The sequence below is a fragment of the Bradyrhizobium sp. SZCCHNR1093 genome, assembly GCF_032381175.1.
Classification (GTDB): Bacteria; Pseudomonadota; Alphaproteobacteria; order Rhizobiales; family Xanthobacteraceae; genus Bradyrhizobium.
Genome location: NZ_JAUHJJ010000023.1, coordinates 1 through 20,301 on the forward strand (window position 1 = coordinate 1; position 20,301 = coordinate 20,301).

The 20,301-nt window shown below is 66.2% G+C and carries 16 protein-coding genes; 4 read left to right on the forward strand and 12 right to left on the reverse strand.

The annotated features are described in order from the left end of the window. Positions 1-277 precede the first annotated feature (277 nt). The 11 genes from QX070_RS32875 to QX070_RS32925 all read right to left on the reverse strand — a co-directional run bounded on the left by QX070_RS32875 (position 278) and on the right by QX070_RS32925 (position 14,571). The gene (locus QX070_RS32875; RefSeq protein ID WP_315741288.1) at positions 278-2,770 is read right to left on the reverse strand and encodes a hybrid sensor histidine kinase/response regulator; all 2,493 of its coding nucleotides are present in this window, start codon (positions 2,768-2,770) and stop codon (positions 278-280) included. Between the two features lie 310 nt (positions 2,771-3,080). Next, on the reverse strand, positions 3,081-4,589 hold the full coding sequence (locus tag QX070_RS32880; RefSeq protein WP_315741289.1) for a glycerol-3-phosphate dehydrogenase: 1,509 nt from the start codon (positions 4,587-4,589) through the stop codon (positions 3,081-3,083). Next, positions 4,586-5,332: a class II aldolase/adducin family protein gene (locus QX070_RS32885; RefSeq protein WP_315741290.1), complete on the reverse strand. Its 747-nt coding sequence runs from the start codon at positions 5,330-5,332 to the stop codon at positions 4,586-4,588. The genes QX070_RS32880 and QX070_RS32885 overlap by 4 nt, the downstream gene beginning before the upstream one ends. Before the next feature lie 18 nt (positions 5,333-5,350). Continuing rightward, a complete protein-coding gene (locus tag QX070_RS32890; protein WP_315741291.1) occupies positions 5,351-6,391 on the reverse strand; it encodes a 2-hydroxyacid dehydrogenase in 1,041 nt (346 codons plus the stop codon). After that, positions 6,384-7,964 (reverse strand): FGGY-family carbohydrate kinase, encoded by a 1,581-nt coding sequence (locus QX070_RS32895; protein WP_315741292.1) that lies wholly within the window; start codon positions 7,962-7,964, stop codon positions 6,384-6,386. The genes QX070_RS32890 and QX070_RS32895 overlap by 8 nt, the downstream gene beginning before the upstream one ends. A 2-nt stretch (positions 7,965-7,966) precedes the next feature. After that, positions 7,967-9,076: an ABC transporter ATP-binding protein gene (locus QX070_RS32900; RefSeq protein WP_315741305.1), complete on the reverse strand. Its 1,110-nt coding sequence runs from the start codon at positions 9,074-9,076 to the stop codon at positions 7,967-7,969. Positions 9,077-9,091: 15 nt separating this feature from the next. Continuing rightward, positions 9,092-10,195, reverse strand: a complete 1,104-nt coding sequence (locus QX070_RS32905) for an ABC transporter ATP-binding protein (protein ID WP_315741293.1) — start codon at positions 10,193-10,195, stop codon at positions 9,092-9,094. Between the two features lie 6 nt (positions 10,196-10,201). Then, positions 10,202-11,059 carry a carbohydrate ABC transporter permease gene (locus QX070_RS32910; protein WP_315741294.1) on the reverse strand — a complete coding sequence of 286 codons (858 nt, stop codon included), beginning with the start codon at positions 11,057-11,059 and terminating at the stop codon, positions 10,202-10,204. Between the two features lie 12 nt (positions 11,060-11,071). Further along, positions 11,072-11,998 (reverse strand): sugar ABC transporter permease, encoded by a 927-nt coding sequence (locus QX070_RS32915; protein WP_315741295.1) that lies wholly within the window; start codon positions 11,996-11,998, stop codon positions 11,072-11,074. A gap of 105 nt (positions 11,999-12,103) precedes the next feature. Continuing rightward, positions 12,104-13,543 carry an extracellular solute-binding protein gene (locus tag QX070_RS32920; protein WP_315741296.1) on the reverse strand — a complete coding sequence of 480 codons (1,440 nt, stop codon included), beginning with the start codon at positions 13,541-13,543 and terminating at the stop codon, positions 12,104-12,106. A 38-nt stretch (positions 13,544-13,581) separates the two neighbouring features. Continuing rightward, positions 13,582-14,571: a sugar-binding transcriptional regulator gene (locus QX070_RS32925; RefSeq protein WP_315741306.1), complete on the reverse strand. Its 990-nt coding sequence runs from the start codon at positions 14,569-14,571 to the stop codon at positions 13,582-13,584. 179 nt (positions 14,572-14,750) lie between these two features. On the opposite strand from QX070_RS32925, the gene QX070_RS32930 reads away from it, so the two are divergent. The 3 genes from QX070_RS32930 to QX070_RS32940 are packed head-to-tail and all read left to right on the forward strand — an operon-like array spanning position 14,751 to position 17,940. Further along, the gene (locus QX070_RS32930) at positions 14,751-16,025 is read left to right on the forward strand and encodes an FGGY-family carbohydrate kinase (RefSeq protein WP_315741297.1); all 1,275 of its coding nucleotides are present in this window, start codon (positions 14,751-14,753) and stop codon (positions 16,023-16,025) included. Beyond that, positions 16,022-16,891 carry a TIGR01459 family HAD-type hydrolase gene (locus QX070_RS32935; protein WP_315741298.1) on the forward strand — a complete coding sequence of 290 codons (870 nt, stop codon included), beginning with the start codon at positions 16,022-16,024 and terminating at the stop codon, positions 16,889-16,891. Before QX070_RS32930 ends, QX070_RS32935 begins: the two co-directional genes overlap by 4 nt. A gap of 14 nt (positions 16,892-16,905) precedes the next feature. Next, positions 16,906-17,940, forward strand: a complete 1,035-nt coding sequence (locus QX070_RS32940) for a class II aldolase/adducin family protein (protein ID WP_315741299.1) — start codon at positions 16,906-16,908, stop codon at positions 17,938-17,940. Positions 17,941-17,952: 12 nt separating this feature from the next. Here QX070_RS32940 and QX070_RS32945 read toward each other — a convergent pair whose 3' ends face one another. Further along, the gene (locus QX070_RS32945) at positions 17,953-19,809 is read right to left on the reverse strand and encodes a tetratricopeptide repeat protein (RefSeq protein ID WP_315741300.1); all 1,857 of its coding nucleotides are present in this window, start codon (positions 19,807-19,809) and stop codon (positions 17,953-17,955) included. A 202-nt stretch (positions 19,810-20,011) separates the two neighbouring features. On the opposite strand from QX070_RS32945, the gene QX070_RS32950 reads away from it, so the two are divergent. Next, a complete protein-coding gene (locus tag QX070_RS32950; protein ID WP_315741301.1) occupies positions 20,012-20,296 on the forward strand; it encodes a hypothetical protein in 285 nt (94 codons plus the stop codon). Positions 20,297-20,301: the final 5 nt, after the last annotated feature.

Below are 20,301 nucleotides of genomic sequence, written 5' to 3' on the forward strand. Positions count from 1 at the left end.
ATCCTCCGAGGGCCGGATGGTTCGGAAATCCAATCCTAACCTCTCTTGACCACCCGCCGCCCCATAGGATCTGTGGTACCTGCCGCCTGCTTTTTCTTCTGCAGGCGGGCCATGGGTGAGGCCCTCACCCGGCATTCCCCGCGCCCTCGTTGTCGAGAGGGCGAAACCACCGGCACAGCTCGGACGCATCACGCGCCGCGAGGCGGAGACGGCTCGCCCGGACGGCGCTGTGGATCGGGGCGAACGAGGGATCGCTCACCGCATGATCGCTGCGGACTCACGTCGCTGTCCTGCCGGCCAAGGCCGACACGATCGCCTCCGACAATTGGCTCAGCCGGAACGGCTTGGCGAGAAGCCTAGTCGTCGCCCGGAATTCCTCCGGCACCAGCGAGGGGTCGGCGAAGCCGGACATGAAGACGATGGGCAGATCGGGCCATCTGCGGCGCACCTCGCGCGCCAGGTCGATGCCGGTCAGCGCATCCGGCAGGAGAATGTCGGTCAGCAGCAGCGCGACCGGGTCCGGCCGCTCCAGCTCGGCAATCGCCGCGGCCACGTTGGTGACGACGACCAGGCTGTAGCCCATCGATGTCAGCATGGTCGATGCCATCGCGCCCACCAGCGGATTGTCCTCCACGACCAGGATCCGTTCGCCGGTCTGCGGCCGCGCCAGCCGCGCTGCGCCGGCGCGCGCGCGACCGGTGACGCCCGGCCCCGCGCTCGGCAGATACAGCGTGACGCACGTGCCCTCCGCCACCCGGCTGTCGATCAGCACCGTGCCGCCCGATTGCCGCGCAAAGCCATAGACCATGCTGAGGCCGAGGCCGCTGCCCTTGCCGAACTCCTTGGTGGTGAAGAACGGCTCGAAGGCGCGGCGCGCGATCTCGGGCGGCATGCCGGCCCCCATGTCCGACACCGCGATCGTCACGTAGTCCCCGGGCATGATGCGCTCGTCGCCGTCATCGAGCGGCTGGTCGAGCACGGCATTCGTCGTCGTGATCGTCAGTCGACCGCCGCCATCCATCGCATCGCGCGCATTGAGCGCCAAATTGAGCAGCGCGTTCTGCAATTGCGTCGGGTCGATCAGGCAGTGCCACAGCATCGGATCCTGCGCCAATTCGATCTCGATGTTCTCACCGAGCGTCCGCTGCAGGATCGTCGTCATCCCGCTGACCAACTGATTTACGTCGGTGATCTGCGGCTGCAGCGCCTGCTTGCGGGCGAAGGCCAGCAGCCGCCGGTTGAGATCGGCGACCCGCTCCGCCGCCTCGATCGCCCGCTCGACCATGCTGCGGCAGGAGACATCGGCGGGCGGCAAGGCGTCGAGCAGCAGATCCAGATTGCCGAGCGTCGCGGCCAGCATGTTGTTGGAATCGTGCGCGATGCCGCCGGCCAGCTGGCCGACGGCCTCCATCTTCTGGGCCTGGCGCAATTCGTCCTCGATGCGCTTACGCTCGGTGATGTCGACCGACAGCACGAAATAGCCGCGCACCGTGCCATCCTGGCTGCGATCCGGCACCCGAATGGTCTGGCACCAGCGTTCACGGCCGTCGGGAAACGCGATCTTCTCCTCGCCGCCCGCGGTGCGGCCGGCCAGCGCGGCCTCGATCTTCGGCCTCACCTCGCCACGTCGCGCGGGATCGATGTAGTCGTCGATCCTGCGGCTGCGGCCGGCTCCGGTGGGCGGCTGCGCGTACCATTCGCGTGCGACACGATTGGCGTAGCGGATGTCACCATCGGCGCCGACCTGGACGATCAACGCGGGCACGTTCTCCGTGACCAGCAGATGCTGCTCGAAATTATCGCGCAGCGCCTGCTCGGATGCCGCGCGCAGCCGCCATTGCCGCGCCAGGACGAGGCCGAATCCCGAGATCAGCAGATTGAGCCCGGCGGCGATGGCGCTGTAGTACAGCGCGTTGTGTTTCCAGCCGGCCAGATACTCGACCGGATCGCGCGCCACGGTCACCACCAGCGGCAGGCCGGCGACGCGTCGATAGCTGATGCTCCGCGACGTGCCGTCCGTCATGCCGCTGCCCTCGAAGCTGCCGTGAGGCGCCTGCGGGAGATATTGGCTGAACAGACGATTGGACCGAACGTTGCGGCCGGCAAAATCGTCGGCGTTCGGCGAGCGCAGCAGGATCGTGCCATCGTCTCGATAGAGCGTCACCGTTCCGCGCTGCCCGACGTTCAGCGACAGAAAGAACTGCCGCAGATTCTCGTAGTCGACGGCCACGACGATCACGCCGGCGAAACGTCCGCCCGGCATCATCAAGGCGCGGCTCACCGCGATGAACAGACCCTTGTTCACACGCGAGGCCACCGGCACGTCGATGAACAGGCCGCGGCCGGGGTCATCGCGCTGGACCTTGTAATAGGCCCGATCGGCGAAATTGTTCTCGCGGCCGGGAACTCCGTTGCCGGCGCTGTCGCCGAGCAGGTTGCCGTCCGCATCAATCACGACGATGCCGCCCGCGGCTGGATACGGCGCCACCCTGCGCTTCAGCTCGTCGATCAGGGCCGGATTGCCGGCGGTGAGCAGCGATGGGTCCTGCTTGAGACTGTCGATCGTCGTGTTCAAGAGCACGTCGACGCCCTGGATGTTGCGCAACATGTATTCTTCGAGCGCGCGGGCAAGATCGCCGTTGGCGGCCTCGGTGGCCCGATAGGTCTCCCGATAGTTGACGGAGAGCATGTGCGCCACGAAGGCATCACACAGCAGCGCCAGCACGAGGCCGCTCAGCACGATGATCCAGGGGGTCCAGCGCCGGTCCATCCAGGATCCGGACGCGGCCCTGGTCCAGGCGTCGACAATGCCTGCCTGCCGCGGACCGCGCCGATGGTCGGCTCTCGCTTTGATCTGGTCCCGCATGGCGTCGAATTCAGGAGGTCGTCGGGCGGTTTGATTGTGAATCGATCGGCGCGTCAAGCATCGGCGAAAGGTCCGGATTGTGCCGAATTCCGCGTCTCCAGGCGCGTCGCGATCCATATCGCGGGCGCTCGATAGCACGGTTTGCCGGGGCGTGTCATCGGCACCCGCCAAGCGCTGCGGCGGTCGCGGAAGGGCTCGAGGCGTCAAGACGCGATCAGAGCTGATGCTCGAACGCCTCGCGCTCGGCACGGCTCAGATGCAAGCCATGCTTGGTGCGCCGGTCGAGGACGTCGGCGGCCGTGACGGCCCACTCCTGCTCGCGCAGAAAAACGAGCTCGCGCTCATAAAAGGAGGAACCGAAATGGCGGCCGAGATCGCCGACGTTGCGGGATGCTCCGAGCAGGTCGCGCGCCCGGGTGCCGTAGAGCCGCGCATAATGTGCCAGCACCGCCGGCGGCAATCCCGGATACTCGCCGGCGAGATCAGCAAGGAACTGATCGAACGGCGCACCGAGATCGCCGCCCGGAAGGCGCGCGCCCGCCGTCCATGCCGACGCCAGTTGCGGAAACCATGGCGCGAGGCGCTCCATCGCTTGCTCGGCAAGCCGGCGAAACGTCGTGATCTTGCCGCCGAAGATCGACAGCAGCGGCGGCTGCCCGGGTGCACCATGTACCTCGAACGCGTAGTCGCGCGTCACCGCCGACGGATTGTCGGCGTTGTCGTCATAGAGCGGCCGCACGCCCGAGAAGGCGTGAATGATATCCCCCTTGCCGGGCGCAGCCCGGAAATAGCGGTCGAGCACGGCGAGCAGATAGTCGACTTCGGCACCGTCGATCGCAACGTCTTCCGCGCGGCCGTCATGCACGATGTCAGTGGTCCCGATCAGCGCCAGATCGGTCTCATAAGGATTGACGAAAATGACGCGGCGATCTGTGTTCTGCAGCAGATAGGCCTGCGATCCGCTCCAGAATTTTGGCACCACGAGATGGCTGCCTTTCACGAGCCGCACATTGTGCGCCGAGTTGAGCCCGGCGACGCCCTGCACCACGTCCTGCACCCAGGGACCTGCGGCATTGACCAGCGCCCGCGCGCTGACGGTCTGCAGCTCGCCGCTCTCGGAGCGCATCTCCAGCCGCCAGACGCCATTCTCTCGCCGTGCGCTCACGGCGCGGGTGCGCGGCAGGATCGTCGCGCCCTTGCGTGCGGCATCGACGAGATTGAGGATCACCAGCCTGGCATCGTCGACCCAGCAGTCCGAATATTCGAAGCCGCGCCGGAATTCGGGGCGCAGCGGCGCGCCCTCCGGCTCATGCGCGAGATCGACGTTGCGGCTCGCTGGCAGCTGCTTGCGGCCGCCGAGATGGTCGTAGAGGAACAGCCCGGCGCGCACCAGCCAGGCGGGACGCTGCTCCGGCGAGTGCGGCAACACGAAGCGCATCGGCCAGATGATGTGCGGCGCCGAGGCCAGCAGCACCTCGCGCTCGATCAGGGCCTCGCGCACCAGGCGGAATTCGTAGTACTCCAGATAGCGCAAGCCGCCATGAATCAGCTTGCCCGATCGCGACGAGGTGCCCTCGGCGAAATCGTCCTTCTCGCACAACAGCACCTTCAGGCCGCGGCCGGCGGCATCACGGGCGATACCAGCGCCATTGATGCCGCCGCCGATCACGGCGAGGTCCAACAGACCGTGATCGGTTCCGCTGCGTGAGACCGTCGCATTCATCGCTTGCTACTGCGCTTCTTCTCTGGCTTGCTGCGCGCAGCAGCACGCGCCTTCGTCGCAGCCTTGGCCGGCTTTGCCGCTTTCGCCTTCGGCTCCTGCAGCCCGTAGGTCGAAAACCCCTGCGACGTCTCGGCGATCTCGGCGTCGCCCAGGATGTGCGGCTGGCCCAGCGCGAGCGACAGATAATATTGCCGGGCGATGGTCTCGAGCTCGACCGCGAGCCACATCGCCTTGTCGAGATTGGCGCCGACCGCGATCATGCCGTGATTGGCGAGCAGGCAGCCGTTGCGTCCCTCGAGCGCCGCGAGCGCGAGTTCGGACAATTCGGCCGTGCCGAAACGCGCATAGCCGGCGCAGCGGATGTCGGTGCCGCCGAACGCCGCCATCATGTAGTGACAGGCCGGTATCGGCTTGCGCGCGATGGCGAGCACGGTGGCATAGGTGGAATGCGTGTGAACGACGCCACCGACATCCGGACGGCCGCGCATGATGTCGAGATGAAAGCGCCATTCCGTCGAAGGCTTCAGCGGCCCTTCCCAAGATCCGTATTCACCCTCGAGCGGCATCGATGCGATCATCTCCGGCTTCATCGAGTCGTAAGGTGTCGCCGACGGCGTGATCAGCATGCGGTCCTTGTAGCGGGCGGAGATGTTGCCCGAGGTGCCTTGGTTCAAGCCCGACGCATTCATCCATCGGCATTTGGCGATGATGTTCTCGCGGATCAGCCGTTCCTCGCGATTCATGTCGAAAACCTTTCGTCGTCAGCAGGGATTGAGCGGCAGCTCGCCGGCGAGATAGCGGCGAACCTCTTCGGCCGCCTGGTCGGCGGCAAAGGTGACGGTGCGCACGGACGCGCCGGCGATGTGCGGCGTCAGCGTGACGTTGGGAAGCTGCAACAGCGGCCAGTCCGGCGGCGCCGGCTCGACGGCGAACGTATCGAGCATCGCACCGGCCAGTCGCTGCGAGCTGAGCGCGTCATGGAGCGCGCGATAGTCGACCAGCGGCCCGCGCGCCGTGTTGATCAGGATCGCGCCGGGCTTGATCCGGGCCAGCGCATCGCGATCGATGAAGCCGGTGGTTTCCGGCGTCACGCGGGCATGCAGGCTGACGACGTCGGCGCGCGCCAAGAGGTCGGCGAGCGCGACGTGCTCGACGCCGTCGTTGCGGTCCTCAGCGCTGAGCTGGACGTAGGGGTCGGTCACCAGGATCTTGCAGCCGAACGCCTTCAAGAGCTTGACCACACGAGTGCCGATCGCGCCATAGCCGACGATGCCGACCGTCATTTCGCCGAGTTCGCGTCCCGTGCGGTCGGCGCGGTAGAGATCGCCGCGCCATTGCCCGCCCCGCATCGACTCGTGGCCGCTACGGATCAACCGGGTCTCGGCGAGCATCGCGCCGATGGTGAATTCGGCCACCGCGCTCGCGTTGCGGCCGGGCGTGTTGACGACCAACACGCCGTGATCGCGCGCGGCCTGCATGTCGACGTTGACGGGGCCGCCGCGCGACACGGCGATGAATTTCAGGCTCGGCAACCGCTGCAGCATCGCCCGCGAGATCGGAGCCAGATGCGTCACCAGCAGGGACGCCTCGCCGATGAAGTCCGCCAGTTCTTCGGGGTCGCCCATGAACTCCTTCAGCCCGTCGAGCTTGGAGCCGGCATAGCCATGCTCCATCGGCTCGTCCGGCCAGGGCTGCTCGAGCATGCGGATGTCGATGCCATCACCGCAGGTGGCGGTGATGCGCTCGGCGAACACCGACGGCAGCATGAAGCGGTCGCCGATGATGGCGATGGAGCTAGACATGATCGGCACCTGCGCGTTGTGCGGCGAGCTGCTTCCAGACCGGCCGCGCCGCGAGGCGGGCCTCGACATAGGCCGGGAACAGCTGCGCATAGCGTTCCGCCAGCGCCGCATCCGGCGCTTGCGGCTCATCCAGATACGGTCTCACCCACTCCTCCGCGCAGATCATCATGTCCGAGTAGAGCCCGGTCGCGACCGCGGCGATCATCGCCGCCCCCGACGCGCCGGCCTCCTCGCGACGGCAGACTCGAATTGTGCTGCCGAGTGCCGCGCCGAGAATGGCACCGAGCGCGCGGCTGCGCGCCGCGCCCCCCGTCAGGCGAATTTCCGTCGGCAGCGGTCCCATCGCCGCGTAGCAGTCACGTGCAGCGAAGGCCAGTCCCTCCATCACGGCACGCATCAGATCCCAGTAGCCGTGACCGATACGCAGGCCGATCAGTTGCGCAGAAGCTTCATGGGACACGAAGGGGCCGCGTTCGCCGGCGTCGGAAATGAACGGATGATACAGCAGCTCGCCCGATTTCGCCGCAAGCACGCGCTCGTCCAGCCGCCGGATCAGATCGTTGCGCGACCGCGCGATGCCTTCCATGGCGAGCACCCCGCGCGCGACATCGAGCAGCCAGTCGATGTTCAAGGTCGCGGCCATGGTCGACTGCATCTGCGCATAGTGGCCCGGCACCGGGAACGGCATCGTATAACCGGTCGCCTCGGCATTCAGCCTGACTGCATCGGCGCCGTTCACCAGCCGCATGTGCATGCCGGTCGAGCCGATGATGGTGCAGCCGACCTCCGGCGTGGGGTCATACAGCCCACCGCCGAGCGCATTGCAGATCACGTCGACATAGCCGAGCGACACCGGCACGCCCTCGGGCAAGCCCGTCTCGGCCGCAGCCGTTGCCGTCAAGCCATGCGTCGTCGCGACACCATCGACGACATCTGGAAACAGGCGCGCGGCATCGGCGATGCCGATGAGACGCGCGGCATCGCCGTCGAAGCCGCGCTTGCGAAAATCACCGCAGGAGAACGTCGCCTCGGAGGGATCTGTGACCCGCTCGCCGGTCAGCTTGAAGTAGAGCCAGTCCTTGCAGTGGAACGCCGTGCCCGCGCGTCCCAGCAACTCTTCGTCGTGGGCCTGCAGCCAGGCCAGTTGCGCCCCCTGCTGGCAAGCGTTGAGCCCCGATCCGGTGCGCTGATAGTGCGCGACATTGCGCTCGCCGCCGCGGAAGGCTTCAACGAAACCTGCCGCACGCGAGTCGAGCCACAGCAGCGCGGGAGCGACGGGATGGCCATCCGCATCGATCAGCCAGGTGCCATCGCCCTGCCCCGTCACGGCGATCGCGGCGACCCGGTGAGCCAGATTCGGCAGCGCGCCGCTGAGGCCGCGCAAGGCCGCAACGGTGTCGGTCCAGGTCCGCTCCATGTCCTGCTCGACTCGGCCGCCCGGCAAGGTGGTGTAGCTGTTGGGAATCGCGAAATCCCCGAGCTGGCGGCCATCCCGCGAAAAGGCCACCGCCTTGATCACCGACGTCCCGGCGTCGATGCCGATGATCACGTCGCGAATCGCTCCGGAGGTCATATTCAACGCGCCTCCGCGTGGCGGACGCAGACTCCGTCGGCGTCGAAAACGTGGAGATGGCGTGACTCCAGCGCGCATGGCACGACGTCGCCCGGCCGCGCCACGACCCTGCTCGACGTCACGGCGACCAGCAGATGACCGGCGCACTCGCCCGCAATGTGCGACTGATCGCCGAGCCACTGGTTGGAGACGACGCGCAGCCGCGTTTCACCGCTGCCGATCGCGATCCGCTGCGGCCGGATGCCGACTTTGATCCGATCGGCCTGCACCAGCGCCTGTTGTCCCGTCACGTCCAACGTCTGCCCGGGAATGTGAAAGGCAACATCGGAGCCCACGGACAGACGGAAGCCGCCTTCCTCCTGTGTCACCGCGGTCTCCAGCAGGTTCATCGGCGGCTCGCCGATGAAGCTCGCGACGAACTGATTGGCCGGGCGGTTCTTCAGCTCGCGCTCGCTCGCGAACTGCTGCAGCACGCCGTCTTCCATGACAGCGATGCGATCGGCGAGCGCGCTCGCCTCGGTCTGGTCATGGGTGACGAAGATCGCCGTCATGCCACGTTCGGCGAGCAGGCCCTTGATGCGGCCGCGCAGCACGGCGCGGAGCTGCGGCTCCAGCTGCCCCATCGGCTCGTCCAGCAGATAGAGGTCGGCGTCGCGCACCAACGCGCGCGCCAGCGAGACGCGCTGCTGCTGGCCGCCGGAAAGCGCGCGCGGATGGCTGTCGAGGATATCCTCGATCTCGACCAGGCGGGCGATGCTATCGACCCGATGCGCGATCTGGGCGCGCGACAGCTGCTGCGCCTTCAGCGCGAAGCCGATGTTCTCGCGCACCGTGAGCGGCGGATACAGCGAATAGCCTTCGAACGCCATCGCCACCTTGCGCTTCGCCGGCGCCAGATCATGGATCGGCCGCTGCGCCAGCGCGATCGAACCCGAGCTGACGCTCTCGAACCCGGCGATCATGCGCAAAGTCGAGGTCTTGCCGCAGCCGGAAGAGCCGAGCAGCGCAACGATCTCGCCTGCTTTCACCTCCATATCGAGCGCGCGCACGGCATGGACCGGCGGCTTGCCCCGGCTGTGATAGACCTTGTCGACGTTGCGGATTTCGAGCATGCCCATGCCAGGTCCTCACGCCGCCTGCCGCCGCGGCGAGAGGCCAATGCGGTCTCCCGTCGCGTGGTCGAACAACAGCGCCGCATCGGGCGCGAACCGCACGAACACGTCCTCGTCCGCATCTGCCTCCAGCGCCTCGGGCGCCAGCGCAGCCAGCCACTCGGATCCGTCGGCGAAGCGCAGCAGCACCACGGCGCGCTCGTGGATCGGCGTGACCGCGACGATCCGCGCCGGGATCGCACCCTCGCCGCCATCACGCGTCACCACGACATCGTCCGGCCGGACGCCAAGCCAGCAGCGCTCGCGCATATTGGTCGGCAAGCCGTCCGCATCGAGCCGGATCAGCGTCCCGGCGACAGATGCGGTCAGCCGGCCCTGCTCCGCCACCGGCGTGACCTCGACAAGATTGATGCTGGGATCGCCGAACAGCCGCGCCACCGCGACCGAGGCAGGCCGCGCGTAGATTTCCTCGGGACGCGCCACCTGCACCAGACGGCCGTTGATCAGCACCGCGATGCGATCGGCGATTGCCATCGCCTCGCGATAGTCCTGCGTGACATAGAGCACCGCCGCCGAGCTGCGGCGCAGCAGGCTCGGCAGCTCGAGGCGCATCTCGTAACGCAGCTTGGCGTCGACGTTGCGCAGGGGATCGTCGAGCAGCAGCACCTCAGGGTTGCCGATCAGCGCGCGCGCCAGCGCGGTGCGCTGCTTCTGGCCGTTGGACAGTTCACGAGGCTTGTGGCCGAGCACGTGCTCGATCTTCAACAGCCGGCTCATCGCCGTCACTTTCGCGGCGGTGTCGGCCGCCCCCGTCGCGCGCAGGCCGCTGGCGATATTGTCGCGCGCGCTCATATGCGGAAACAGCGCAAAATTCTGGAAGGCCATGCCGATGCCGCGCTGCTCCGGCGGGGCATCGACGATCGAGCGCCCGCCGACCAGGATGTCGCCATCGTCAGGCTCGAACATGCCGGCGATCATGCGCAGCAGCACGGTCTTGCCGCTGCCGGACGGACCGAACACTGCGACGATCTCGCCGGGCTCGACCGTCAGCGACACGCCTTTCGCGCAGCAGGCGGCGCCAAAGGTCTTGTCGACGGCTTTCAGTTCGAGACGCGCCATGTATCCTCAACCCTTGACCGCACCGAGCGACAGTCCTTCGACGAGATAACGCTGCGCGTAGAGCGCCAGCAGCAATGTCGGCGTAACCGACAGCACGATCGCGGCGGCGATCTGGCCGTACTGGATGCCGGACGCCGTCACGAAGGCGAGCGCGCCCACCGTCACCGGCTGCTTGTCGGCCGAGGCCAGGATCAGCGCGAAGACGAAATTGTTCCAGCAGAAAATGAAGGACAACAGCCCCGCCGCTGCGATCCCCGGCCCTGCCAGCGGCACCGCGATGCGTGTGAACGCCTCGCGCCAGGAATGGCCGGCGAGCCGGTAGGCATGCTCGATATCCGGGCTGATGTCCTCGAAATAGCCGCGCACGATCCACAGGATCAACGGCAGCGCGATCAGCTGGTAGACCCAGACGATGCCGAAATACGTGTCGTTCAGGCCGAGCTGCTGGTAGTACAGCGACAGCGGCAGCAGCACCAGCAGCGGGGGCGCAAAGCGGAACGAGAGAAGCGTGAACGCAATGGTCTCGCCGAGCCTGAACTTGAAGCGCGCGAACGCATAGGCCGCGGGCACGCCGAGCAGCAAGGCCAGGATCACCGAGGCGCTCGACAGCACGAAGCTGTTCATCAGGTTGCGCATGAACGAGATCTGCAGATTGCCGGCCGCGGTGCGGAGCTGGCCCGAGATCAGCGCCTCGTAATTGGCGAATGTCGGCTCGAACAGGATGCGCGGCGGGATCCGCAGGATCTGCTCGTTGGTCTGGAACGACATCAGGAGGATCCAGACAATCGGAAACATGAAGAACACGAGCACCAGCGCGAGCGCAATGCCGCGAAAGATTCGTCCAGCCAGGCTGGAGTGATCCATGACGTCCCTCCCTCAGGCGTGACCGTGGGCGCGTGCGCGCAGCCGCAGCCAGTTCTTGATGAAGATGTTCGAGAGGATGTTGGTGATCAGCCACAGGATCATCAGCAGCGCCGCCGAGCGTCCGACATTGGTGTACTGGAAGAACTCGAGATAGGCCTGGACCTGGAACACCATCAGCCGGTCGCCGGGGCCGCCTTGCGTCATCGCATAGACGATGTCGAACTGCTGGATCGAATCGAGCAGCCGGAACAGCGAGGCGGTGATGATGTAGGGCGCGAGCATCGGCAGGGTGATGCGGAAGAACACGAAACTCGCCGGCACACCGTCGAGTGCGGCCGCCTCAAACGGCTGACGCGGCAGCGAGCGCAGACCGGCCAAGAGCAGGATCATGATGAAGGGCGTGTAGACCCAGACGTCGACCAGGACGACCGTGAACAGCGCGGTCGACGGATCGGAGGCCCATTTGAAGTCATGTGCGCCGAACAGGCCGACCAGATAGGACAGGATGCCGAAGCTCGGATTGGTCATCAGCTTCCACATCAAGGCGGCGATCGCCGGCGCCGTCATCAGCGGTAGCAGCAGCACGATCGAGACCGCGTTGTGGAAGCGCGTCGGCCGCAGCAGCAGCAGCGCGATGCCCAGGCCGAGCAGCAGCTCGGCGACGACTGTTACCGCGGTGTAGACGAGCGAGATCCGCAGCGTGTTCCAGAACGCCGGATCGGACAGGAAATCGATGTAGTTGTCGATGCCGATGAAGCCGCGCAGATATGGCAGATTGAGCCGGTAGCGCTGCAGAGAATAGACGGCCGCGGTGACGAACGGCACCAGGATGGCGATGCAGACCAGCAGGGCCGGCAGGCTCAACAGGTATGGCAGCAATCGCCCGCGCCAGCGTTTCGTGCGGCGCGGCACTGCTTGGGTCTCGATAAGTTCAGCCATGCTCATGACAAGCGTGATCGCATCAGCGCGGGGATGGGCCGGTCCGGACGCCCGTGGGGGAGCGGCCGGACCGGCGGGTGGTCATGGAACGAGCGTCGCCCGGCCTCAGCCAAGGCCGGCCTGCTTCAACTGACGGTTGATGCTCTCGGCAAGCTTGTCGAGGCCCTCGTCGACGCTGATCTCCTTGGCCACCATCTTCTGCAGCGAGGCCGCCCACTCCGTCGTGAGATCGAAGAACAGCGGCTGCGCTGTGAAGTAGATCTTCGCACCGGGCGCCGAGAGGTCATGCTGCTCGAGATAGCCAGGATAGGACTTGGCGATCCGATCGCGGAACTCGCTGTCCTTCCACACCGAGGTGCGGACTGGATTGACGAAGTCCATCTTGCGGGCGCCGAACAGGTCGTGCTCGACGGAAGCCGCCCACTGCATGAAGGTCCACGCCGCATCCTTCTGCTTGGAGAAGCTCGACATCGCCAGCGACCAGATCCAGACGTTCGGCGTCGGCGCCTTGGCGGCCGGATTGGCCGCGAATGGCGCGTAGCCGAGATTGCCACGCTCCTTGTTCTCGCCGCCGTTCATGAAGTAGCCGAGAATGTCGGCGTCGAAGATCATGCCGGAAGCGCCGGCGCCGAGATCGGTGCCGACCTGGTACCAGGTGTAGGTCGACCAGTTCTTCGGACCCGAGCCCTGGATCATCTTGACCCACTTCTCGTGGAAATCCTTCGACGCCTTGGTGTTCATCGCGGCCTTGAGCTTGCCGCCCTCCATCACGAAGTCCTTCTGGCCGAAATTCGCGTAGGCCGACAGAAAGCCGGGATGGATGGTGGCCCAGGAGCGCGAGCCGCGCACGCCGACGCCATAGGGACCACCGGCGTCCTTGGTGATCTTGGCGGCGACGTCGAGCATATCGTCGAGGTTCTTCGGCGGCTTGACGCCGACCTTGTCGAAGATGTTGCGGTTATAGGTGATGTTGTTGAGCTCGTAGCCCCACGGGATGCACCATTGCTTGGCCTTGCCCGAGCCGAGCTCGGAGCCGGCCACGCCGTCCCAGGCGGTCGAGGAGCGCAGGCCGGGCAGCACGTCGTCCCAGGCGAACGCCGGATTGGTCTTGGCGGGATCCTTGATGTAGGTGTTGAGGTCCTCGATCCAGCCGGCCGGACCATAGGTCCAGGTCATGTAGGCGCCGGTCATGAAGGCGTCGTATTGATCGGATTTCGACGACAGCGCCGCCGTCACCTTGTCGAAATAGACGTCCTCCGGGAAGATGTCGTAGCTGACGTTCATGCCGGTCAGGCTCTTGAACGCCTCGATGTCGCCGATCATCGCATCGACATAGGGATGCTTGTTGAGGAGCAGCTTGACGGTCTTGCCGCTATGGGCCTTCCAGTTGAAATCCGCGGCCATCGCCCTCGACATCGCCGAGGCAAAGGCGGCATTGGCGGCGACACCGGCGATGCCGAGCTTGGCAGCGCCGTCGAGCAGATCACGCCGGCTGATGCGCTTGCCGGCATAGGACGCAAAGAGATTCTTCTCACGATCGTACATTCAACCCTCCCTTTGTTTTTTGTAGAGACGTGTTCGCGTTACCTGCCCTTCCGACTCTTGTTCTTGGCGTGGCCGGATGTTTTCTCCGGCTTGTCGGTAGCGAGTGCCTGAGCGGTTACCTCATCGATGATGAGACCGTTCAGGAAGCCGCTGCGCAGCACCGCGCGCAGGGCCGTGATCTTTGCCTCGCCGCCGCCGATGGCGACGATGCGGTGTTTCTTCAGATCGGCAGCGGCCATCGAGGTGGCGCGCGCCGAAAGATCGAGATCGAGCAGCTCGCCCTGGGCGTTGAAGAAATGCCCGAGCAGGTCGGCGCAGGCGCCGGCGCGCTTCAGCTCGACGACCTCGTCCGGCTTGATCATGCCGCTCGACACCAGGAAGCCGTCGGCATGGATCTGGCCGATGCCGACGAACAGCAGCGACGCCCGCTGCGCCAGCGCGAACACGTCGGCAATGCCGAACTGCTGCATCAGCACGCGGCGGTCCGCGACCGAATTGGCGAACACGGGCACCGGCAGCAGATAGGCTTCGGCACCAGTGCGCTCGGCGAGACGATGGATCACGTCGAACGGGTTGGCGGCGAATTTGCGCGTGAGGCCGCCGAGCAAAGACACGAACTGCACGTCGCGCGCCGGGGTCTGCGGCAGCTGCGCCACCACCGCCGCAAGCGTGCGGCCATGGCCGACACCGATGATCTTGTCGTCGCCGCGCTCCAGCACCTGGCGCAGGAAGCTGGCGCCCTCCAGCGCCAGCGCCTTCAGCGGCAGATCGCCCTCGCCGAGATCCGGCGCGACGCGGCAGAAGGCGAGCCCGTAGCGCTCGGCCAGCGCGTTCTCCAGCGCGACGCATTCGGCGACGGGGCCCTCGACGAAGACGCGGATCATGCCCTCGCGGCTGGCGCGCGCGATCAGGCGATGCGCCTTGGTGCTCTGGATGTTGAGCCGGTCGGCGACCTCCGACTGCGTCAGCCCGGCCGCGAAATACAGCCACGCGGCGCGCGTTGCGAGCGAGGCCTCGCCGTCCACCATGGGCGCCCTGTCGGAAGCTGTCGTCACGCCGAATGCCTGCTTGCAAAATTCTTCACTCCTTGCAAAAAATTGCCGACGCCGATCCGGCCGTCAATCCCCCAAACGTGCTGCAGCGCGTCAGGGACGACGCGCCGGGCGAGCACAGGCATGCTCGCCGGCGCACAACGGGATGAGGTCGCATGACGGAGTTGTTTGTCGGCATCGACGTGGGCACGAGCGGTGTGCGCGCCTGCGCCGTCGATATCAGCGGCGAGATCAAGGGCGCAGCCGCCGTTCCGCTGGTCGTGCCGCGTCAGGACGGCAACGCCATCGACCAGGATCCCGAGCTGTGGTGGCAGGCGACGGTCGCGGCGCTCGACAAGCTCGGCAGGATCGTCGATCTCGGCGCCGTCGCGCACATCGCGGTCGACGGCACCTCCGGCACCTTGCTGCTGATCGACGCCGACGGGCGGCCCCGCTCGCTCGGCCTGATGTACAATGATGCCCGCGCCGTCGACGAGGCCAGGCGCATCGCAGCCGTCGCACCGCCCGAGAGCGGTGCGCATGGCACGAGCAGCCCGCTCGCCAAGCTGCTGCATCTGCTCGCCTCCACGAGCGGCGCGCGGCATGCCGTGCACCAGGCCGACTGGATCGCCGGACGCCTCGCCGGCCGTCACGGCGTCAGCGATGAGAACAACGCCCTGAAGCTCGGCTATGACCCTGTCAGGCGCGAATGGCCGCAGTGGATCGATCAGCTCGGCGTTCCACGCGACGTGCTGCCCAGCATTCTGGTGCCGGGCACGCCATTCGCCGACATCGATCCAGCCATCGCGCGGTCGCTCGGTCTGTCCCCATCGACGCGCATCGTCGCCGGCACGACCGACGGCGTCGCCGCCTTCATCGCCACCGGCGCCGATACGCCGGGCGATGCGGTGACCTCGCTCGGCACCACGCTGGTGGTGAAGCTGGTCGCGACGCAGCCGATTTTCGCCGCCGATCAGGGCGTGTACTCGCACCGCCTCGGCGACAAATGGCTCGCCGGTGGCGCATCGAATTCCGGCGGCGCCGCGCTGCTTGCGCATTTCACCACCGACGCCATGGATCGCATGACACCGCTACTGCGCCCGGACGAGCCCACCGGGCTCGACTACTATCCGCTGCAAAAACCCGGCGAACGCTTTCCGATCGCAGATCCCGCGCTGGCGCCGCGGATCACGCCACGGCCGGTCGAGGATCATCGCTTCTTCCAGGCGCTGCTCGAAGGAATTGCTGGCGTGGAAGCGCTGGCCTATCGGCGTCTTCACGCGCTCGGCGCGCCGGCTCTGCGGCGGGTGATCAGCATCGGCGGCGGGGTCCGAAACGATGCCTGGACCGATATCCGCCGGCGCATCGTCGGCGTGCCCGTCAGCGTCGCCGCGCAGACCGAAGCGAGCTACGGCACGGCGCTGCTGGCGCTGCAGGGACCGCCGCGATGACGGCGGCGGCGTGCGAGATCAGCGGCCTGTCCGCCATCGCCGACCGGTTCGATCACGTGCTGCTCGACCAATGGGGCACGTTGCATGACGGAAGGACGGTGCTTACCGCTGCGCATGACTGCGTCCTGCGGCTGCGCGAGGCCGGCAAGCATATCCTGGTGCTGTCGAACTCCGGCAAGCGCGCGAGCGCCAATGCCGAGCGCCTCGCCCGGCTCGGCCTGCCGCGCTCGACCTATGACGGCATTCTCACCTCGGGCGAGGTGACCTGGACCGGCCTGCGCGACCGCACCCGCGCGCCCTTCACCGATTGTGGCAATGCCTGCTTCCTGATCACCAGGGGCGGCGACCGCTCGTTGATCGACGGGCTGGATCTCGTCATCGTGACGGATATGCACGACGCCGATTTCATCCTGCTCGGCGGCCTTGATGACGACCTCGCCGAGCCGGACCTCTGGCGCGATCAATTCACCGGAGCGGCGGCGCGAGGCGTGCCGATGATCTGCGCCAATCCCGACCTGATGATGTTCGGCGCGAGCGGCCTCGTGCCTGCGCCCGGCACGCTGGCGCGCGCCTATGAGTGGCTCGGCGGCCCGGTGAGCTTCGTCGGCAAGCCGCATGCGCCGATCTTCGCGGCTGCGCTGGAGCAGCTCGGCCATCCGCATCCGCATCGCGTGCTGATGATCGGCGACTCGCTCGACCATGACGTCGCCGGCGCCCGCGCCGCAGGCCTGCAGAGCCTGCTGCTCGGCGATGGCGTGCATCGCACGACGCTGGCCGGTGCGCCCGACCTGGCTGCCGCGACGCGCAAGCTCGCGGCTTCGCCAGGCCGCATGCCGAATTGGACGATGCAGCACCTGGTGTGGTGAGAAGGAGACGCGAGATGCGCGAGCCTGCCGAGCTTGATGACTTGCGCCGGATGTCGGCGCGGGTCGGCCGCAACGTGGAGCTGGTTCAAGGCGCCGGCGGCAACTCCTCGCTCAAGCAGGATGATGTGCTGTGGGTGAAGGCGTCCGGCACCTGGCTTGCCGACGCCGACGCGAAGGACATCTTCGTGCCTGTTCTGCTGCCTGCAGCGCGCGACGCGCTCGCCGCTGATGACGAGCGCATTCCGCTGGCAGCCCCCGGCCCGCTACGCGCCTCGATCGAGACCGCGCTGCATGCGCTGCTGCCGCACCGGGTCGTGCTGCACGTGCATGCCGTCAACACCATCGCCTGGGCGGCACGGCGCGACGCACGCGATGAATTTTCGGCGCGACTGGTCGGGCTCTCCTGGCGCGATCTCGACTACTTTCATCCCGGGCTGCCGCTGGCGCGCGCGGTGAGTGCAATCGTCGCGCGCGAGCGCATCGACGTGCTGATCCTCGGCAATCACGGCCTCGTCGTCGGCGCCGACACCTGCGATCAGGCTGAGGCGCTGGTCCATGACGTCGAGCGCCGGCTGGCGCTGCCGGTGCGCTCGGCGCCCGCCGCCGACGCCGCGGCCTTGCGCCGCCTGTGCGCCGGCGCCGACTATCGCCTGCCGCACGACGCTGGTAGCCACGGCATCGCCACCGATCCGTTCAACCGCGCCATCGCAACCGGCGGCTCATTGTATCCGGACCACGTCGTGTTTCTCGGCCCGGGCCTGCCGACGATCGAGAGCGCCGGCGGCCTCGCCACGCTGCTCGCACGGGCGGACGCGAGCCGCCTGCCCGCGCCCGTCGCGGTCCTCGCGCCGGGTCTCGGCGCCATCATCCGCAGCGACGCCAGCCCGGGCGCCGAGGCCATGCTGAGCTGCCTCGCGCTCGTGACCAGCCGCCTGCCGTTATCGGCCGATATCGGCTATCTCTCGTCTCAGCACGAGCAGTTGCTGCTCAACTGGGACGCCGAACGTTACCGACAGCAGCTGACGGCAAGCCGCCAGTCGTCGAAGTGAAACGGCGGCAGATCACGCGATCTCCTCGCTCGACACCGGCAGGGACGGCGCCCTCGCCACAATCAGCTTGTGAAGAGCATCTCCGACCCGATCAATGACTTCGCCCCAGTCGCGCCCTTCGCGCTGACGGAACAGACGCATGCTCGGGTACCAGACGCTATCGTCACGATCGAGCAGCCAGCGATAGTCCGGCGTATACGACAGAAGCGTCCAGGTGGGACGGCCGAGCGCGCCGGCGAGATGAGCGACACTGGTATCGACGGTGATCACGAGATCCAGACATGAGATCAGCGCGGCCGTGTCCGCGAAATCGGCAAGTTGACCCGTCAGGTCCACAATCCGGCTCGTCTCCTGGAGCACGGCTTTGTCTTCGGCCTTCGGCTCTTTCTGCAGGCTGATGAACGCCGCGTCCTCGCCGAGCAGGCGGGAAAACATGCGCAATGGGATGGAGCGATTGTGGTCGTCGAGATGATTGGGGTTGCCTGACCAGACCAGGCCGACACGCAATTTCTCAGGCGCACCAAGGCGCTCTTGCCAGATTTGAATCCGATCCGGATCAGGCGCCGGCAAATACGACACCGGCGCTGGAATCGCGGCCAGTGTCGTCCGAAAGGCAAACGGCAGGCTCATGATCGGACAATGGATATCCACTCCCGCAAGGTCGGCGGCCTCCGAGACCGGAATGCACTGCGAAATGCCCGGCACATTCGACAACAGAGGTAGCAACGGCTTTTGAACGGCGAGGATGACGCAGGCGCCTAGCGCCAGGACCATCGGCACGTAACGGACAAACTGGATCGTATCGCCCAGTCCTTCGTCGGCTGCGATGACAATGGTTTTTCCAGCGATGCCGTCCTGGCCCAGCCACATGGGTTGCTGGAAGCGCGGATAAGAGCTCGGCAGGCTCCAACGGGCCTCCCGACCAGACCAGCCCGCGTCGAGATCCCCCAGCAACAGGTTCAAATGAGCCGTCCCAAGATCGGCCAGCGTGTCTCTCGGGTCGGCACGCTTCAACTGCCTGTAGACCTCGAACGCTTCGTCGAATCGACGCAGCTTCGTCAGCACAGAGGCCTTGTCGTGCAGAGCATCCCTGGAGCCAGGTTGCAAAGCCAGCGCCCGCTCGAACCATTGCAGCGCTTCTTCGTCTCGGCGCATCGTCCGCAGGACAATGCCCGTCTTGACGCAGATGTCAGAGTTGCCAGGCTCGATCTCGTGGGCTCGCCGACAGATGGCAAGGGCCTCGTCGAAGCGCTTCAGGCCATTCAGAAGTGCACCACGCATCAACAACGTCGGTACATGGTTGGGCCGCAAGGCGTCGCTCAGATCGAGATAGGCGAGCGCTTCGTCGATCCGCCCCAACCGTTGAAGCGCGATGCCGCACTGGTTTGCCGCGTCCCAATGCCTCGCATTCAGTTCCAGCACACGTTGGAAGCTCAACACAGCGTCGGCGAGCTGCTGCAGGCTGACAAGGGCATTGCCCCTCAGCATCCACAGATCGGCGCTTTCGAGACCGAGCGCCCTCGCCTTCTCGACGACCTTCATCACCTCATCCGAGCGTCCCTGGACCTGTAGCACCGTGCCAAGACTCAGGAAGTACTGCGGCTGAACATCCTGCTGGATCGCGCGGGATACCCACCGCAGTGCAGCTTCATACTGCTGTGCCTGCAGTGCAAGGATCCCTAGCAAGTTGAGGGTCGGCGCATGCCCTCCATCGATCGCAAGCGCCATATGACAACACCGCTCGGCGTCCGCATGTCGGCCATTGGCGACGTCACGCAAGGCAGCGTCATAGAAGTTCGCGGCACCATCGGGCTTGGCAGGTTGGAGCTTCACTTTGGTGGGCGAAGCTCGGCGCTCGCGACGGTTCATTGCTGCAATTCGTCCCGGTTACGATTTCAGCGTAATTGATTCTCATTCAGGCTGACAGTCGCAATTCTATCTCCGGCTGTGGTAAGGACCGCTCCGATTCTGCCTGCATTCCCTAATATAAGAGCGCGGAAGACAACGATCCGATGACACGCTTCGTGGAAGTTAAACTCAGCGCAACCATCGCGGGCATGATCAAATCGGCGTGCAGGGCAAGGGCGAGGACTTCTTCGGTGGCTACGCCTATACGAGGTCGGGCCATCCGGCCGACCTCGAGATCATCATCACCGAAACGCCGGCGCATCTGCGCAAGTTTCACGATCCGGAATCGGGCCTGGCGCTGATCCGGCCGGATGCCTGGCATGGGCCGTCGGACAGCTCGGACTCGTCGCCGGACACGGCCATCCGCAAACAACCGGAAACAGACTGGAAAGGAGGAGAGGCTGGATGGTGCGCTCGGAGCGGGAGAACACCTGCGTTCGTTCAGTAGCTGAA

Coding starts and splice junctions, on each gene's coding strand:
- QX070_RS32905 (WP_315741293.1), bottom strand. CDS start 10,195: ATGGCGCGTCTCGAACTGAAAGCCGTCGACAAGACCTTTGGCGCCGCC.
- QX070_RS32900 (WP_315741305.1), bottom strand. CDS start 9,076: ATGCTCGAAATCCGCAACGTCGACAAGGTCTATCACAGCCGGGGCAAG.
- QX070_RS32885 (WP_315741290.1), bottom strand. CDS start 5,332: ATGAATCGCGAGGAACGGCTGATCCGCGAGAACATCATCGCCAAATGC.
- QX070_RS32880 (WP_315741289.1), bottom strand. CDS start 4,589: ATGAATGCGACGGTCTCACGCAGCGGAACCGATCACGGTCTGTTGGAC.
- QX070_RS32935 (WP_315741298.1), top strand. CDS start 16,022: ATGACGGCGGCGGCGTGCGAGATCAGCGGCCTGTCCGCCATCGCCGAC.
- QX070_RS32895 (WP_315741292.1), bottom strand. CDS start 7,964: ATGACCTCCGGAGCGATTCGCGACGTGATCATCGGCATCGACGCCGGG.
- QX070_RS32875 (WP_315741288.1), bottom strand. CDS start 2,770: ATGGACCGGCGCTGGACCCCCTGGATCATCGTGCTGAGCGGCCTCGTG.
- QX070_RS32945 (WP_315741300.1), bottom strand. CDS start 19,809: ATGAACCGTCGCGAGCGCCGAGCTTCGCCCACCAAAGTGAAGCTCCAA.
- QX070_RS32910 (WP_315741294.1), bottom strand. CDS start 11,059: ATGGATCACTCCAGCCTGGCTGGACGAATCTTTCGCGGCATTGCGCTC.
- QX070_RS32930 (WP_315741297.1), top strand. CDS start 14,751: ATGACGGAGTTGTTTGTCGGCATCGACGTGGGCACGAGCGGTGTGCGC.
- QX070_RS32890 (WP_315741291.1), bottom strand. CDS start 6,391: ATGTCTAGCTCCATCGCCATCATCGGCGACCGCTTCATGCTGCCGTCG.
- QX070_RS32920 (WP_315741296.1), bottom strand. CDS start 13,543: ATGTACGATCGTGAGAAGAATCTCTTTGCGTCCTATGCCGGCAAGCGC.
- QX070_RS32915 (WP_315741295.1), bottom strand. CDS start 11,998: ATGGCTGAACTTATCGAGACCCAAGCAGTGCCGCGCCGCACGAAACGC.
- QX070_RS32940 (WP_315741299.1), top strand. CDS start 16,906: ATGCGCGAGCCTGCCGAGCTTGATGACTTGCGCCGGATGTCGGCGCGG.
- QX070_RS32925 (WP_315741306.1), bottom strand. CDS start 14,571: ATGGTGGACGGCGAGGCCTCGCTCGCAACGCGCGCCGCGTGGCTGTAT.